The organism is Ruegeria sp. H9 (assembly GCF_056532915.1).
This window is the reverse complement of the sequence record NZ_JBQFNX010000001.1, coordinates 1,658,128-1,674,710: the sequence shown is the minus strand read 5'-3', so window position 1 is coordinate 1,674,710 and position 16,583 is coordinate 1,658,128. Positions and strand designations below refer to the sequence as shown.

Annotated in this window: 14 protein-coding genes; 12 read left to right on the top strand and 2 right to left on the bottom strand. The window is 58.1% G+C overall.

The window, feature by feature from the left end; genetic code table 11:
* Positions 1-48: 48 nt before the first annotated feature.
* From ACR0CZ_RS08050 to mdoH, 7 genes are all read left to right on the top strand, one after another.
* On the top strand, positions 49-513 hold the full coding sequence (locus tag ACR0CZ_RS08050) for a DUF302 domain-containing protein (RefSeq protein ID WP_170391865.1): 465 nt from the start codon (positions 49-51) through the stop codon (positions 511-513).
* A gap of 79 nt (positions 514-592) precedes the next feature.
* The gene (locus tag ACR0CZ_RS08045) at positions 593-2,212 is read left to right on the top strand and encodes a thiamine pyrophosphate-binding protein (protein WP_170391867.1); all 1,620 of its coding nucleotides are present in this window, start codon (positions 593-595) and stop codon (positions 2,210-2,212) included.
* Positions 2,199-3,383, top strand: a complete 1,185-nt coding sequence (locus ACR0CZ_RS08040) for a CoA transferase (protein ID WP_170391869.1) — start codon at positions 2,199-2,201, stop codon at positions 3,381-3,383. Before ACR0CZ_RS08045 ends, ACR0CZ_RS08040 begins: the two co-directional genes overlap by 14 nt.
* 180 nt (positions 3,384-3,563) lie before the next feature.
* Entirely contained in the window at positions 3,564-4,934 is a 1,371-nt protein-coding gene (locus ACR0CZ_RS08035; RefSeq protein WP_170391871.1) for a tetratricopeptide repeat protein, read from the top strand.
* A 33-nt stretch (positions 4,935-4,967) separates the two neighbouring features.
* Positions 4,968-6,185, top strand: coding sequence for an OpgC domain-containing protein (locus tag ACR0CZ_RS08030; RefSeq protein ID WP_170391873.1), 1,218 nt, complete (start codon positions 4,968-4,970; stop codon positions 6,183-6,185).
* Entirely contained in the window at positions 6,182-7,681 is a 1,500-nt protein-coding gene (locus ACR0CZ_RS08025; protein WP_170391875.1) for a glucan biosynthesis protein G, read from the top strand. The genes ACR0CZ_RS08030 and ACR0CZ_RS08025 overlap by 4 nt, the downstream gene beginning before the upstream one ends.
* Entirely contained in the window at positions 7,678-9,549 is a 1,872-nt protein-coding gene (gene mdoH / locus ACR0CZ_RS08020; protein ID WP_170464936.1) for a glucans biosynthesis glucosyltransferase MdoH, read from the top strand. The genes ACR0CZ_RS08025 and mdoH overlap by 4 nt, the downstream gene beginning before the upstream one ends.
* Here the strand turns inward: mdoH and ACR0CZ_RS08015 are convergent, their stop codons facing one another.
* On the bottom strand, positions 9,550-10,365 hold the full coding sequence (locus ACR0CZ_RS08015; protein WP_170391879.1) for a PHB depolymerase family esterase: 816 nt from the start codon (positions 10,363-10,365) through the stop codon (positions 9,550-9,552).
* Positions 10,362-10,835, bottom strand: a complete 474-nt coding sequence (locus ACR0CZ_RS08010) for a rhodanese-like domain-containing protein (RefSeq protein ID WP_170391881.1) — start codon at positions 10,833-10,835, stop codon at positions 10,362-10,364. The genes ACR0CZ_RS08015 and ACR0CZ_RS08010 overlap by 4 nt, the downstream gene beginning before the upstream one ends.
* 220 nt (positions 10,836-11,055) lie before the next feature.
* On the opposite strand from ACR0CZ_RS08010, the gene ACR0CZ_RS08005 reads away from it, so the two are divergent.
* Genes ACR0CZ_RS08005 through ACR0CZ_RS07985 form a run of 5 tightly spaced genes read left to right on the top strand, consistent with a single transcriptional unit; the run spans position 11,056 to position 16,583 of the window.
* Positions 11,056-13,926, top strand: coding sequence for a monovalent cation/H+ antiporter subunit A (locus ACR0CZ_RS08005; protein ID WP_170391883.1), 2,871 nt, complete (start codon positions 11,056-11,058; stop codon positions 13,924-13,926).
* Positions 13,926-14,285: a Na+/H+ antiporter subunit C gene (locus tag ACR0CZ_RS08000; protein ID WP_170391885.1), complete on the top strand. Its 360-nt coding sequence runs from the start codon at positions 13,926-13,928 to the stop codon at positions 14,283-14,285. Before ACR0CZ_RS08005 ends, ACR0CZ_RS08000 begins: the two co-directional genes overlap by 1 nt.
* A complete protein-coding gene (locus ACR0CZ_RS07995) occupies positions 14,282-15,820 on the top strand; it encodes a monovalent cation/H+ antiporter subunit D (protein WP_170391887.1) in 1,539 nt (512 codons plus the stop codon). The genes ACR0CZ_RS08000 and ACR0CZ_RS07995 overlap by 4 nt, the downstream gene beginning before the upstream one ends.
* Positions 15,820-16,317, top strand: coding sequence for a Na+/H+ antiporter subunit E (locus tag ACR0CZ_RS07990; RefSeq protein ID WP_170392908.1), 498 nt, complete (start codon positions 15,820-15,822; stop codon positions 16,315-16,317). Before ACR0CZ_RS07995 ends, ACR0CZ_RS07990 begins: the two co-directional genes overlap by 1 nt.
* Complete coding sequence (locus ACR0CZ_RS07985) at positions 16,314-16,583, top strand: K+/H+ antiporter subunit F (protein ID WP_170391889.1); 270 nt, start codon at positions 16,314-16,316, stop codon at positions 16,581-16,583. The genes ACR0CZ_RS07990 and ACR0CZ_RS07985 overlap by 4 nt, the downstream gene beginning before the upstream one ends.

Here is a 16,583-nt window from a genome sequence, read left to right as displayed (position 1 = left end):
CAGCGCTTTTCTGTCATCAATTCCCCAGTCAACAGGAAGGGAAAGAACATGAGGGCGCTTTGGGCTGCGATCTGCCTGCTGGCGATGCCTGCTTGGGCCAACGGCATCGAACCTCTTACTGGATGGGCGGTTTACTCCAGCGGAAAAAGCTATGAGACCCTCGTGGATGACACAAAGGCCGCGGTAAAGGAAAACGGCCTGATCGTTGTGACACAGGCCGGGCCGACCAAAGCGGCGGCCTCGCGCGGTATCAGCATTCCGGGCAACCGGGTGATTGGCGCATTCAACAACGATTACGCGGTTCGTGTTCTTGAAACCTCGACCAACGCGATGATCGAAGCGCCCATCCGCTTCTACGTAACCGAGAACGAGGACGGCACTGCAACCCTTTCTTACAAGACACCAAGCTTCGTCTTTGCCCCTTACGCAGACGAGGGCGGAGACGCTCTGCGCGAGATTGCCATAGAATTGGACGCAAAGTTTCAGGCCGTAGCGGAAAACGCCGTCAAATAGTCACACTGACGTGAACCTGCTTGCGTCCGGACGCGTCCTCCGCAATCTGCTGACAGATAACTTTGTCGGAGCTTGATTAATGCAGGACCTGTCTCCCCGCGCTGCGGATTTGTTGGCACAACGCCTTTTCGAGGCCGGATGCCGCCATGCGTTCGGAATGCCCGGCGGCGAGGTTCTGACATTGGTGGATGCGCTGGAACGCGCGGGCATTGCTTTCCACCTTGCAAAACACGAAAACTCAGCAGGTTTCATGGCCGAAGCGGTCCACCATCGCGATGGTGCACCTGCAATCCTCGTGGCCACACTCGGACCCGGAGCGATGAACGGGATCAATGTTGTCGCCAACGCCCTGCAGGATCGGGTGCCGATGATCGTGCTGACCGGATGTGTCGACGCGGATGAGGCGTTGACCTACACCCATCAGGTGATGGATCACGCGCAAGTCTATCGCTCGATCACCAAAGGCAGCTTCATGCTGACGGCCGACGGGGCCGATATCATCGCCGACAAGGCGGTATCGCTTGCCAACCAAGCGCGCCCCGGCCCGGTACACATCGATGTGCCTATCTCGGTGGCCGATACGCGCGTATCAGGGGTTAAACGTCGTCGACTGGCAAAAGTTGCTCCTGTCGCGCCTGGCGCGGAATGTCTGGAAAAGGCCCGCCGCTGGGTGGCCGAGGCTGAGCGACCTTTGGCGATCATCGGTCTTGATGTTCTTTACGACGACTCGCGCTGTGTGGTGCGAGCATTTCTAGAGCATTTCAACATTCCCTTTCTCACCACCTACAAGGCCAAGGGGGTGGTGCCCGAGGATCATCCACTCTGCCTGGGCGGGGCGGGTTTGTCTCCGCTGGCCGACAAGCACCTAGTCCCGCTGGTGGAACAGGCTGATCTGGTACTGTGTTTGGGATATGACCCTATCGAGATGCGCCCCGGCTGGCGCGAGATATGGAACCCAGAAACCAAGCGCGTGATCGACATATCAGCCGTGGTGAACGATCATTACATGCATCAGGCTGGGCTAAATCTGGTCGCCGACACCGGCGCAACGCTTGAGGCCATTGCCAAGGGCAACCCTGCCGGCAAGACTTGGCCGAATGGTGAGCCTGAACAGGTCAAGGCTGCGCTGGCGAATGCTTTTCCGATAGATGAAGACTGGGGACCGGCGGCGATCATCGCAGAAACTCGTGCCGTTCTGCCACCCGAGACCCTCGCCACGGCCGACAGCGGCGCGCATCGCATTCTGCTCAGTCAGATGTGGGAGTGTTCGGAGGCACGAGGGTTGATCCAGTCCTCGGCGCTCTGCACCATGGGGTGTGCCGTTCCGATGGCGATCGGTCTGAAATTGGCCGAACCGGATCGCCCCGTGATCAGCTTTTCTGGCGATGCCGGCTTTCTGATGGTTGCCGGAGAGCTGTCGACTGCCGCCGAATTGGGTGGCAACCCAATTTTTCTGGTCTTTGTCGATGCCAGCCTTGCGCTGATCGAACTGAAACAGCGCCAGCGCCAGATGGGCAATCGCGGAGTGGACTTTGACCGCCATGACTTTGCGGCTTTAGGCCGCGCATTCGGCGGTTATGGTCACACAGTTCGTAGCCGCGACGATTTGCGGGCTGCATTGGATCAGGCGTTGAAAGCAGACAAATTCACTGTCATTGCTGCGGAAATTGACCGTGGAGGATATGATGGCCGCATCTGAAGGACCGCTGAAAGGCGTCAAGGTACTGGACCTGTCTCGCATTCTGGCAGGACCCACTTGTACGCAGTTGTTGGGCGACCTTGGCGCTACCGTCATCAAAGTCGAAAACCCGGCGACCGGTGGTGATGATACGCGGCAATGGGGCCCTCCTTACGCCGAGGATGCGGATGGCAACCGCTCAGACCTGAGCGCATATTTCATGTCCTCCAACCGCAACAAGAAATCGGTCGCCTTGGATATCGCAACACCCGAAGGACAGGCAGAAGTCCGACGCCTAGCCTCGCACGCTGATATTCTGATCGAGAATTTCAAGCCCGGTGGACTGGCGAAATACGGGCTCGACTACGCAACCTTGTCCAATGAGTTTCCTGACCTCGTCTACTGTTCGATCTCAGGCTACGGGCAGACAGGCCCAAACTCATCGAAGCCCGGATATGATCTTATGGCGCAAGGATATGGCGGGATCATGTCTCTGACCGGAGACGCCGACGGCGCGCCGATGAAAGTAGGCGTCGGAATTGCTGACGTGATGTGTGGTATGTATGCCTGCGTTGGTATTCTGGCTGCGCTGCGTCATCGCGACATGTCTGGCGAGGGTCAGCAGATCGATCTGGCGCTGGTGGATGCACAGGTCGCTTGGCTGATCAATGAAGGCGTGAATTATCTGACCTCGGGCGAAGTGCCTCAGCGGCGCGGCAACGGGCATCCCAATATTGTGCCTTACGAGGTCTATCAGACGGCGGATGGGCACGTGATTCTGGCCGTTGGAAATGACAGTCAGTTCAAAAGATTTTGCAGCTTCATCGAAAAGCCAGAGCTTGCCGACGATCCTCGATTCGCCACCAACCCGGCCCGTCTTGAAAACCGGGACGCGTTGAATGCAATCCTGCGCCCTGCTGTTCAGGCGCTGAATACAGGCAGCGTTATCGCGGGGCTTGAAGACCTGAAAGTCCCTGTTGGCCCGGTGCGGACGCTCGATCAGGTTTTTGCCTCGGATCAGGTCGCTGCCCGCCAGATGCAGATCTCGATGCAAGCTGAACCTGGCGAGGTGCAACTGATCGGGAATCCCCTGAACCTGTCACGCACGCCTGTAACATATCGCAGCGCACCACCGGTCTGTGGGGCTGACACACAGGCTGTTCTGAACGCGGAAAACCCCTTCGAAGATTGAAACACTCTGCCCGTTTAGGCGGCAAGTTGCTGAAACATGCCCTTGAATCGGCGGTTTTTTTCGCGTTTCTCACACACGGGATTTCACCAATTCGAGAGCAGGGTCGATACTGTTACGACCCGGCTGCACACTCTGTTACATCGAACAGTGTAGAACGTCGCAATCAGATTGGACCCGAGTATGAAACAAGACGTCTTTGGACAGATGAACACCCTGAACCAGCCCGCAAGCGTCGAGGCATGGGATGGTGTTCTCCTTGGGTTCATGGCGCATGCCGCTGTAACACCGCAATATCTGAGCAAGGTTCTGGAGCTTGAGCCGGACTTTGCGCTGGGCCATGCGGTCAAAGGGTTGTTCATGGTTCTGCTGGGCCGGCGTGAGATGATCGCGGTCGCTGCCGAAGCGCTGAGTGCCGCGAATGCAGCGATGGAGCGTCAGCCAGTTTCAGCCCGGGAAAGGCTATATGTCGAGGCGCTGGGTTTGTATATGGCCGACCTTCCATCACAGGCCGTTCAGAAATTTGAAGAGATTCTGCGAGCGCACCCAACGGATACTTTGGCCATGAAGCTCAGCCATGCGACGCGTTTCGTTTTGGGCGATGCGGCGGGGATGCGTCGGTCGATCGAACGGGTGATGCCAGCGTATGAACCCGACCACGCCGGACGTGGATACTTGCTGGGATGCCACTCGTTCGCGCTGGAGGAAACCGGCGCCTACGAGAAAGCCGAGATCGCCGGTCGTCAGGCCTTGTGGATGGTTTCGGACGACGCCTGGGGATTGCACGCTGTAGCGCACGTGCACGAGATGACGGGCAACGCGCAGCTGGGACTGGACTGGCTCGCGGGACGTGAGGACGCTTGGGCGCATTGCAACAATTTTCGCTATCATGTCTGGTGGCACAAGGCGCTGATGCATCTGGATTTGGGGCAAGTCGATCAAGTTATGGCGCTTTACGATCATCACATCCGCCAGGACAAAACCGACGACTATCGCGATATCTCGAATGCAACCTCGCTGCTGTCCCGGCTAGAGCTTGAGGGCGTTGATGTTGGCAACCGTTGGGAAGAACTGGCCGATCTCAGCGCAGCCCGAACCGAAGACGGATGCTTGATCTTCGCCGATCTTCACTACTTGCTGGCATTGACCGGGGACAATCGTTCGGAGGCTACAGCAAATATGCTGCAGCGTATTCAAAATGACGCCCAGCGCAATCAGGGTGACACGCCGATCCGCATGTCCGACCCGGGCATTGCCGCCGCCAAGGGGCTTGAGGCCTTTGGAGAAGGCCTTTACGGCCAAGCCTTTGATTTTCTTTCAAATGCCCGGGGTGGGATGCAACTGGCGGGTGGCAGCCACGCCCAACGTGATGTATTCGAGCGCATCACCATTGATTCCGGCCTGCGCGCTGGCCGCTTGGATGCTGTCGAGCGCATCTTGGACGACCGCCGCGCCAAACGTGCCGGGGGAGAGGACAATTACGCCCTCGCCCGCCGAGAATTGATCGAGGCCGCACGCGACAGCGGCGACGCACAAAGCGTCCCCGCCGAATAACAACAATAAAAGACCAAGAAGGACAGAAACCGTATGGCGACCGCATCGCCCGCTTCTGATTTTGCTCCGGTGGCGTCTCAGGCAGCCGCCCCCGCCGCTACGCGCGATCCGCGGTTGGATTTCTATCGCGGCATCGCGATGTTCATCATCCTGATTGCCCATATTCCGAACGATCCGTGGGCCAAATGGATACCTGCCCGCTTTGGCTTTTCGGACGCAACCGAGATCTTCGTATTCTGTTCAGGCATGGCTTCGGCAATTGCTTTTGGGGGGGCGTTCATGCGCAAAGGCTGGTGGATGGGCACCGCACGCGTGAGCTTTCGCATCTGGCAGGTCTACTGGGCGCATATCTGCCTGTTCTTCTTTGTCGCGATGACAATGGCGGCCCTGAACCAGAGTGGGCTGTTCGAGAAAAACTATATCTCCTCTCTCAATCTACAGCATTTCTTCAACGATCCGGCGTCACAGATCGTCGGACTGTTCACCCTGACCTATGTGCCGAACTACTTCGATATTCTACCGATGTATCTGGTGGTACTGGCGATGATGCCCCTGTTTATGGGGCTATATCGTATCGGATTCTGGGCGGTCGCCATGGCCTCGGTCACGATCTGGCTCGTTGCACAATTCGACTACCTTGACCTGCCGGCCGAGCCCTGGTCAGAGCGCCAGTGGTTCTTCAACCCATTCGGGTGGCAATTGCTGTTCTTCACCGGCTTTGCGTTCATGCGAGGTTGGATTCCAGCGCCGCCGGTGTCGAAAACTCTGATCTGGGCGGCAGCCTTGTTTTTGATCTTCTCGATGCCGTTCGGCTCGTGGAAGGTATTCACTTGGATCAATGCAGCAGCCCCTGATCTGGCTGATGAGATTCGCAAGGTCTGGCCAGTGACCAAAGAATTTCGCGACAAGACCGACTTTGGTCTATTCCGATATCTGCATTTTCTGTCGCTTGCCTATCTGGGTTGGGTTATCGCCGGTGAGCATGGCCGTCGCCTGATAGCGACCGGTCATGGGGCAGCCGCAAAGGTCTGGCAGTTCCTGCTGACCATCATCACCAAAGTGGGTCAGCAATCGCTCGCGGTGTTCGTATTTTCTATGGCAGCAGCACGACTTATCGGCGTCGGACTGGACCTGAGTGGGCGAGATGTTGCCAGTGTGTTCATCGCCAACATGATTGGCTTTGCCATGATCATCGGCGTGGCTTATCTGGCCGCCTGGTTCAAGTCACAACCTTGGAAATCAAAGAAATGAACTTTACACGTCGCGCTTTTCTCGCCTCATCAACGGCTCTGGCCTTCGCCCCAGCGGCATATGCCACAGGTGGAGAGACCCCGTTCAGCCGAGACGACGTCATCGCAATGGCCCGCGACCTGGCCAGCCGTGATTATGCCGAACGTGAGATGGTTCCGCAGGAGTGGCAGGACCTGACGTATCAGCAATACCGTTCAATACGGTTCCGGCTGGATCGCGCGCTGTGGTACGAGACCGAGACGCCCTTCAACGTCGATTTTTTCACGCCGGGCCTGTATTTTCCACGCACAGTGAAAGTATCGACCGTCGAGGACGGTATGACCAAGCCGGTCGCCTTTGATCTGGCCATGTTCGATAAGTCTGAAGACGTACCTGAGCTTCCAATTGACGACACGCTGGGCTTTTCAGGTCTACGCCTGCGTACTGAGATGCACCGCCCTGGCGAGACAGACGAGTTCTGCGTTTGGCAAGGGGCCAGCTATTTCCGCGCCATCGGTTTGCACGAAGTCTATGGCCTTTCGGCCAGAGGGCTCGCCTTGAAGACCGGCGATCCAGATGGCGAGGAATTTCCCGAATTCATTCGTTTCTGGTTGGAGCGTCCAGAACCGGATCAACGTAACATGGTCGTTCATGCGCTCATGGACAGCCCAAGCGTTACAGGGGCCTATCGCTTCCACGTTACCGCCGGTTCAGATTGCGTGATGGATATTGAAGCCACCCTGTTCCCACGTACCGAACTGCCCCATGTCGGCATCGCGCCCGGCACATCTATGTTCCTGTTCGATCAGACTAATCACAGCCGTTTCGATGATTTTCGCCCCGCAGTGCACGACAGTGACGGGTTGATGATCCGCAACGGCGCAGGAGAGGTTCTGTGGCGCCCGCTTGCGAACCCGACTCGCCTGCAGATCTCGTCTTTTGTCGACACAAACCCCCGCGGCTTTGGCCTGATGCAACGCAAGCGCAAGTTCTCGGACTATGCGGATCTTGAAGCCAATTATCACAAACGCCCAAGCTTGTGGGTCGAACCCAGCGAAGACTGGGGTAAAGGCACTGTCACGCTTGTCGAAATCCCAGCGGATCAGGAGATTTATGACAACATCGTCGCCTATTGGCGCCCGATGGAACCCTACGCAGCAGGCAGCCAGATTGATCTGTCCTATCGCCTGATCTGGGGCGAGGAACCGCAGCACACCCCTATGGCCCGCGTGATCAACACCGCGATGGGCGACAACACGTTCGGCGAGGGCCGTTTGGCTGTGATTGATTTCGAAGGCAGTGAGCTGCTTGACGATCCCGAGGCCATCACGGTGTTTGTCGACTCGCCCCATGCCGAAACTTCAGAAGGCGTTCTGCAGCGTAACCCAGACACGGGCGGGTTGCGGCTGGCGTTCTCATTCGAACCAGGCGAACGCAACCACGTGGAACTGCGCGCGCAGTTGCTGAAAGACAAACAACCAGCCTCTGAAGTCTGGCTTTACCGTTGGACCATATGAACCGCGATCTTCATATCATGCCGCCCGAGGCCCCTCTAGCGATGCCAGCCCAGAACTTTGCGCAGGGATTCCGCGATGCGCAGGTACCTGCCGGGGGTCGAAATCCCTCTGTCGGGTTTTGGCGCGCGCTGGTCTTCTCACCTGCCATGGCGGCGGCGTTGGGTCTGCTCTGGGTCATGTCCGACTGGTTCAGCGCCGAAGGGATCAATCTGGTCGAAGGTATCCTGCTGACGCTAATCTCGTTCAATTTCTTCTGGATTTCCTTCACGGTCTGCACCGTACTGCTGGGCATGGTCTCGCTGTCCCGGCAAGAGCAGCCAAAGCGTGAAGGACGCTCGCAACCGTTGCGCGTGGCGCTTTTGACGCCTGTCTATAACGAGGTGCCGTGGAACGTGCTCGGCAACGCCCGCACGATGCTGGAAGACCTGCAGAAACGCGGTGGTCAGCACCACTATGCCATGTTCATTTTATCCGACACGCGCGACCCCGAGATCGCCGCGCAGGAACAGGCCAGTGTCGAGGCGCTACGGACCACGCTGGCACCGGGGCTTGAACTCTATTACCGCCGCCGCCCCCAGAATACGGATCGCAAGGTCGGCAATATTGCCGATTGGGTAAGCCGCTGGGGCGCGGACTGGGATGCGATGTTGGTGCTGGATGCCGACAGCCTGATGACGGGTCGCGCGATCTCGCGCCTGACCGATGCGCTGGCGCGCGATCCCGGCGCAGGCCTGATCCAAAGCTATCCGCAGCTGATTGGCGCGCAATCGGTCTTTGCCCGGATGCAGCAGTTTGCCAACGGCGTCTATGGTATTGCCTTTGCCGAAGGCCTCGCGCGCTGGTGCGGGCAAGAAGGCAATTATTGGGGCCACAACGCCATCATTCGCACCTGTGCATTTGCTTCTAGCGCAGGTCTGCCCAAGTTGCGGTCGCTCAACGGACAAGACAAGCTGATCATGAGCCACGATTTCGTCGAGGCCGGATTGCTGCGCCGCGCAGGATGGGCCGTGCGCTTTCTGCCGCGCATACGCGGATCATATGAGGAAACGCCCCCCACCCTCATTGACCACGCAATGCGCGATCGCCGCTGGTGTCAGGGCAACCTGCAGCACCTGAAACTGCTGGGTTCGACCGGCTTCCGCGCAGTCTCGCGGTTCCATATGTTCCACGGAGCGGTCGGATATCTGATGTCGCCGCTATGGTTCGCACTTTTGGTGATGTGGGCCTTGATCGGTCAGGGCAAGGACGCCTCGGTTCTGCATTACTTCAGCCCGGACAATCCGCTGTTCCCGCAATGGCCAGAAATGTCCGAAACACGCCATGTGCTGATCATTCTGGTGATGTATGCGATGCTATTGGCACCCAAGGTTTTGGGCGTCGCTGCTCTGCCCCTCAGCGGTGTGCGCTATTCCGATTTCGGCGGAACGCGGAAATTCTTCACTTCATTTCTGTCCGAAGTCATCCTGTCGATCCTCTATGCCCCTATACTTATGGTGCAGCAGATGATTGCAGTGTTCCGCACCGCGTTGGGCATTCAAAAGGGCTGGTCCCCGCAAGCGCGCGATGGTGGCAGCTACGGGCTGCGCACGCTGATCCTATGCCACAGCCTTGAGACTATCATCGGCGTCGCGCTTAGCGTTGGCATCCTCGCCGGTCTGGTCTCGGTCTGGCTGGCCCCGATTGCGATCAGCCTGGCACTGGCGATCCCATTGTCTGCGCTCAGCGGCGTATCGGCAGGCACCGCGCGCCGTATGGTTGGTATGCGCGAAGATGTCAGTGAGCCTGCAATTACACGCTCGGCCCGGCGCTATCGTGATGAGTTGAAGCGATTGATCGAAGGCAAGGGCGTGATCACACCGGCGGAATGATCACCCGCCGGGCAGGCCCTCGTACCAGTCTACCATCATATCGGCCCAGCCGTTTGGCACGGTATGGCCGCCCGGGAACAGCGCAAATTCCAAGGCGCTACCTTCGGCACATCCCATCCAGTTGCGACGCATAAACTGGCCCGTGGTAGAAAACCCGCTGGGCTTGGTATCGGCACACTCATTGGCGACCCGCCAGATTTCCAATCCGGCAAAGATATCGCCCTGGTGGAAACGGCCTCCGCCCAAAAGGCGGCCCTCCAGCGGTACCACATTGTCCGTCCAACCATGGGTGTGGAACATGCGTACCGGACCATCACAGCTTTCGGGATGTGGCCGCCAGAACCCGCCTGAAACCGGGACATAAGCAGAAAATGAATCCGGCGCAGCGCAGGCGAGGTAATAAACCATGAACGCCCCAGCCGAGAAGCCACCCAGCACCACGCGATCCGGGTCGATATCAAACCGGTCGGCGGCGTCCTGCACTACTTCTCGAAGAAAAGCGGGTTCATCCCGACCTTCCCAACCGGGAAAGAAGTTCCAGCTTTTTCGGCCGTTTCTCTCGGACCCTTCCGGTGCCATCACTGCGTAGCCGCGCGCCAGCAGTGGCTCGACCATGGATCGGTTCTTGAGCGTACCGGTGGCGCTGCCGCCATAGCCGTGCAGGAACACAACCAGCGGAGGGTTCTCCGCTTTCGGCAGTTCGATGTGATATCCGCCTGATGCGGTTTCGCACATCCCCTCGGTATCGCCACAAGCCGCAAGGCCGGGTTGCCCGGCAAAAACAAAGCACGCGGCCAACCAGTGTCTGACACTCATCCCGTTTCCTCTTCATAAGCGTTGACAGGCAACCCAGCCCGCACCCAACCGGGCCCGGCCGCCGAACCCAGCATGCCCTCGGGCACGTCGATGATATTGGTAAATCCAGCCTCGGTCAGTCGATTGCTTAATCGGGCCGAGCGCACCCCGCGTGCACAGATCAGTGCGACAGGTGCAGATCGGTCCCCCCCGAGCAGATGGTCCAAGGCCTGCACGAAATCCTCACGGCGCATGTCGAGCGGGTGGGCCGCTTCGGCGACCCCGGTCGCCCGCCATTCGCGTGGGGTTCGGATATCGATAAGATGGATCGCGCCGTCGAGGGCCTGTTGATAGGCTGTGGCCGCCGCAATCTGACCACCAGCATAGGCCTGCGGGATCAGCCGGTATTCGCGGATTGCGAAACCCGCTGCAATGGCGGCCCCTCCGCCCAATAGGACCCATCTGCGGGTTCGGCGTTTCCCTTCTGCCATGCGGCACTCTCCTGCATTGTCAGATCGGTATTATCATATGGCAATTCGCGACGCTTTCAGGAAATCCAACCCTCAGATCAAGTTCGCGTCATAGTTACACAGGTAGATCACGTCCAATATGTGCGCTTTAGGACCTTTCGGAACCTTGCAATTTCCGGACAGTCAATAAATTATCCCTAGTAATTCAGTCATATTGACCGCACAGACCGGAGTATCGCACTTGTCCCTATTCCTTATCGCGGCCCTTCCCTTCCTCGGAGCTGTCTTTCCGGCCCTCCTGATCCGGGCAGGACGAAACGCAGCAGCATCAGCGGCTGGGTTGACCACCTTCCTCGCGTTGATGGGATTGCTGATCCACATTCCCAGCGTCATGCGCGGTGATGTTGTGACCGCGCGGTTCAACTGGATACCCGGGCTTGGACTAAACGCGAACTTCATGCTGGACGGCCTGGGTTTTTTGTTCGCCCTGCTGATCCTGGGCATCGGTCTTCTGATCATCCTCTACGCACGATTCTACTTGTCGCGCGAGGATCCGATGGGGCAGTTCTATACCTATCTGCTGCTGTTTCAGGGCGCGATGGTGGGAATTGTTCTGTCCGACAATATCCTGCTTCTGCTAATATTCTGGGAACTTACGTCGCTCAGTTCATTCTTGCTGATTGGTTATTGGAAGCACCTGCCCGAGGGTCGTCAAGGCGCGCGTATGGCTTTGGCCGTGACCGGTTCGGGCGGGCTGGCGATGATCGCAGGGATGCTTATCCTCGGCAATATCGTGGGATCTTATGACCTGAGTGTCATTCTGCAGAACAAAGAGCTGATCCAGTCCTCGCCGTACTACCTTCCTGCGCTGATCCTGATCTTGCTTGGCTGTTTCACCAAATCGGCGCAATTCCCGTTCCATTTCTGGCTGCCGCACGCGATGGCGGCTCCGACGCCAGTGTCGGCCTATCTGCACTCGGCCACAATGGTGAAGGCAGGCCTGTTCCTGATGGCCCGGATGTGGCCGGTTCTGGCGGGTACGGATGCGTGGTTCTACATCGTCGCCACTACCGGTTTGATCACCATGCTGCTGGGTGCCGTGATTGCGCTGTTCAAGGATGACCTAAAGGCGCTGTTGGCGTTTTCGACGGTGTCCCATCTGGGTCTCGTGACGATGCTACTGGGCTTTGGCACGACGATCGCCGCTGTTGCAGCCGTCTTCCACATCATCAACCACGCGACGTTCAAGGCGGCCTTGTTCATGACCGCCGGGATCGTGGACCACGAGACCGGCACACGCGATGTCAAACGGCTGGGTGGTTTGCGGCATCTGATGCCGATCACGTTTACTATCGGCACAATCGCTGCCCTGTCGATGGCTGGTCTGCCACCGCTGAATGGCTTCCTCTCGAAAGAGATGATGCTGGAAGAGACAGTCCACACTACTTGGCTTAACTCACCTTACTTGGTACCCGGCTTGGCGCTTTTGGCTGCGCTATTTTCAGCGGCCTACTCCTTTCGCTTTGTCAGCCATGTCTTCCTTGGGCCCGAGCGGGACGATTACCCCGCGCATCCGCATGACCCGCCTGTCGGTCTTTGGTTGGCGCCGGCGTTCCTTGTGGTGCTGGTTGTCCTGATCGGTCTTTATTCCGCAGCCATCGTTGGCCCGCTTGTCGCGGTTGTCTCCAGCGCGGTGATCGGGGGCGAGAAGCTGCCTTATTACTCGCTGAAACTGTGGCACGGCTTTACACCCGCGCTTTACATGTCGGTGGTCGCGACGCTGGGAGGCCTGTTCCTGCTGTCGTTGCACAAACGCGGCGACCAGATATGGAACGCCCTGCCCCGGCCCGAGGCAAAGGTGATCTTCGAGGCAATCATCGACGCGCTGACCCGTCTCAGCCGCTGGATTACGGACGAACTGCATAATGGTGTGCTCAGCCGGTATGCGATCATCTTCGTGGCTTTTGTCGTTGGGCTTGGCTACTACGCCTACACCACCGGCACCATTGGCGTTGAAACACGCGTACCGCTTGAGGCTCAGGTCATCCCGATCATCGGCTGGATCTGTCTGGTGGGTGCGACGCTGGCGATCATGTGGTTCCACCGCAACCGTCTGCTGTCACTGGTGTTGATCGGGGTGGTTGGCCTGATCGTTTCGATGGCATTCAACTACCTTTCTGCCCCCGATCTGGCGCTGACACAGATTTCGGTCGAAGTGGTGACGATGATCCTGCTGTTGTTGTCGCTGAACTTTCTGCCGACCGACACACCCTGGGACAGCAGCGCGGCACGGCGTTGGCGTGATGCGGCAATTTCGGTGGTTGCCGGGATCGGCTCAGGCGCTTTGATCTATGCGCTGATGATGCGGGATTTTGCTTTCCCAACGATTTCGGAATTCCATCTGGCCAATTCGTACAAAGGTGGCGGTGGCACCAACGTCGTGAACGTGATCCTCGTCGACTTCCGGGGTTTTGATACCTTTGGCGAGATCATCGTGCTGGGCATCGCAGCCCTGATCATCTACGCCCTGACCGAAGCAGTGCTGAGCACCAATGTGCGCAGTTACCTGCTGAACCGTAAACCACATTGGCCGCAGTCGGGTGACTCTCACCCATTGATGATGGTGGTCGTCACCCGCGTGATGATGCCCATCGCATTGATGGTCGGGGCCTATATCTTCTTCCGAGGCCACAACCAGCCCGGCGGCGGCTTCATCGCAGGCCTCATCGTCGCGATCGCCTTCCTGATGCAATATATGGCCAGCGGCTATACCTGGGCGATTGAACGGCAGCGGTTCTACTATCACGGCACCATCGGCTGGGGCGTTCTGATCGCTGCTGCCACCGGGCTGGGCGCATGGTTCAATGAACGTCCATTCCTGACCAGCGATTTCGGCTATATCCACTGGCCACCATTGGAAGAGTTCGAGTGGGCCACCGCCATCCTGTTTGACACGGGCGTGTTCCTCGCTGTGCTTGGGGCGGTGATGCTGGCGCTTGACAGCTTGTCACGGTTCGCCTGGCAACCGGGCATGGCTCAAGAATTCCCGATGGATATCAACCCACTGCGGGACAGCCCTCAGGATGAAGATAACGAGAAGGAGCAGGCCTGATGGAAGCGCTCGTAGCCTCTGCCGTAGGCGTCATGACCGCAGCCGGGATTTTCCTGATCCTGCGTCGTCGTACATTCCCGGTCATTCTGGGCCTGTCGCTGATCACCTATGCGGTGAACGTGTTCTTGTTCGCCACCGGGCGGCTGGCGCTGAACGCACCTGCAGTTCTGAACAAATATGAAGATGTCCCCTATACCGACCCGCTACCGCAGGCGCTGGTGCTGACGGCCATCGTGATCTCATTCGGGATGACGGCGGTGATCGTGATGATTTCGTTGTCCGCCTATCTGTCCTCGAAGGATGACCATATCGATATGAGCGCAAGCGATAGCGTGGACGCTCCGGGAGAAGACGCATGAACCATTGGATCGTCGCGCCGATCGTCCTGCCCGCGATCCTGGCCCCGTTTATCATTATGGTGTTGCGATATCATTTGGACCTTCAACGCATCTTCTCGGTCGCCGGCGTCGTGGGATTGCTGGGTATCGCCTTGACCATTACCGCCCAGGCATCGGGTGGCGAGGTTCAGGTCTATGAGCTCGGCAACTGGCCCGCACCGTTCGGCATCGTAATGGTGTTGGACAAACTTTCGGCCATGATGGTGTTGTTGACGGCCCTGCTGGCCCTGCCGGTTGTCCTTTATGCCATCGGCTCTGGCTGGGATGAGAGAGGCAAACACTTCCATGCTCTACTCCATTTTCAGCTAATGGGTGTCTGCGGTGCTTTTCTCACCGGCGACGCCTTCAACCTCTTTGTGTTTTTCGAGGTCCTGCTGATTGCCTCTTACGGCCTCATGACGCATGCAGGTGGCGCAGTGCGGTTGAAGGCCGGGGTTCAGTACGTCGCCTATAACCTGCTCGGCTCGACCTTGTTCCTGTTTGCATTGGGTACGATTTATGCTGTGACCGGCACGCTCAACATGGCTGATCTGGCCGTTCGCGTGGCCGATATCCCACCCGAAGACACCGCCTTGCTGCGGGTTGGAGCAGTCTTGCTATTACTGGTTTTCTGTATCAAGGCCGCAGTGTTGCCACTGCATTTCTGGCTTCCTGCAAGCTACGCAAATGCGCCGCTGCCCGTTGCGGCGCTGTTCGCGATCATGACCAAAGTCGGTGCTTATTCGATCCTGCGGGTCTATACGCTGGTCTTTGGGCCCAATGTAGCCGCAACCGAAGGGCTAGTCGGTAGTTGGCTACAACCTGCAGCGCTGCTGACATTGGCCGTTGGCGCTATTGGCATTCTGGGCTCGCAACATATCGCGCGAATGGTGGCCTTTTGCGCCATCGCGTCGATGGGCACATTGCTGATTGCGATCTCGTTGTTTAGCGAGGCCGCGACGGCGGCAGCGCTCTACTATATCTTCCATTCGACGCTGGCGACGGCCCTGTTGTTCCTTGTCGCGGACATGGTAATGGAGCGCCGTGGCGGAGCCATAGCCCCTTCGACGCCGATGCCGCAATCCGGTCTGATCTCAGCCCTGTTCTTTGTCGGCGCCATCGCGATGGCTGGCATGCCGCCACTATCGGGCTTTGTGGGCAAGCTGCTGGTACTGGACGCCTCACGTGGCGCGCCCGATGCAAATGCGGTCTGGGCCGTGATCTTGATCGGGTCGTTCGTCACAATCGTGGGTCTGGCCCGCGCGGGAACGCTGATCTTCTGGAAAAGTCACGACGCCCAACATAATGTGACGCCTGAGCCAACCGAAGAAGCCGGCCTACCAACCGCGCCCGAGCCCTATCCGGGCCTCGCCTTTACTTCGGTGTTCGGGGCGGTTCTGGGACTTGTGCTGCTGACACTGTTTGCAGGTCCGGCGCTGCAATATGCCAGCAACACGGCCGTGCAACTGTTCGCGCCGGAAGATTACATTTCGGCCGTGCTGGGAGGGGAAGAATGATGAAGCTTCTGCACCGTATATTTCCGCATCCCCATCTGACCGCACTACTTACACTGGTGTGGGTGTTTCTGGCAAACACCGGGTCTTTGAACTCGGTGGTCTTTGGCCTGCTACTGGGCATCATCATTCCGTTTATCACTCAGCCCTATTGGCCGGATCGCCCGAAACTGCGCAATTGGCCGATGGTGGCGGAATACATGTTGGTTGTCTTATGGGATATCGTGATGGCCAATATCGCGGTGGCCCGGATCATCCTGTTCAAACGCGACGCAGACCGCCAGCCAAGCTTTGTCAGCGTCCCGCTGGAACTGCGCACGCCCGAGGCCATCACAGTTCTGGCCGGAACCATCACCATGACCCCCGGCACCGTCAGCTGCGATTTGTCCGCACAAGGGCACTACCTGCTGGTTCATTGTCTGGATGCACCGAACCCCGAAGAGGTGCGCGACCAGATCAAACAACGCTATGAGCGCCGCCTGAAGGAGATTTTCGAATGATCACCTATGCGATCTACTTTGCTTTTGCCTGCTTCGGCGCTGCGATCATGATGTGCTTGTGGCGTATCATTACTGCCGACGGTGTCGGTACCCGTGTTCTGGCCCTAGATACCATGGTGATCAACACCATTGCTCTGCTTATCCTTTACGGCTTGAGTATCGAGACCGAAATCTTCTTTGAATCCGCCATGATCATCGCCATGCTCGGCTTTGTCTCAACCGTGGCTTATGCGCGCTTTATGCTGCGTGGCAATATCATCGAATGA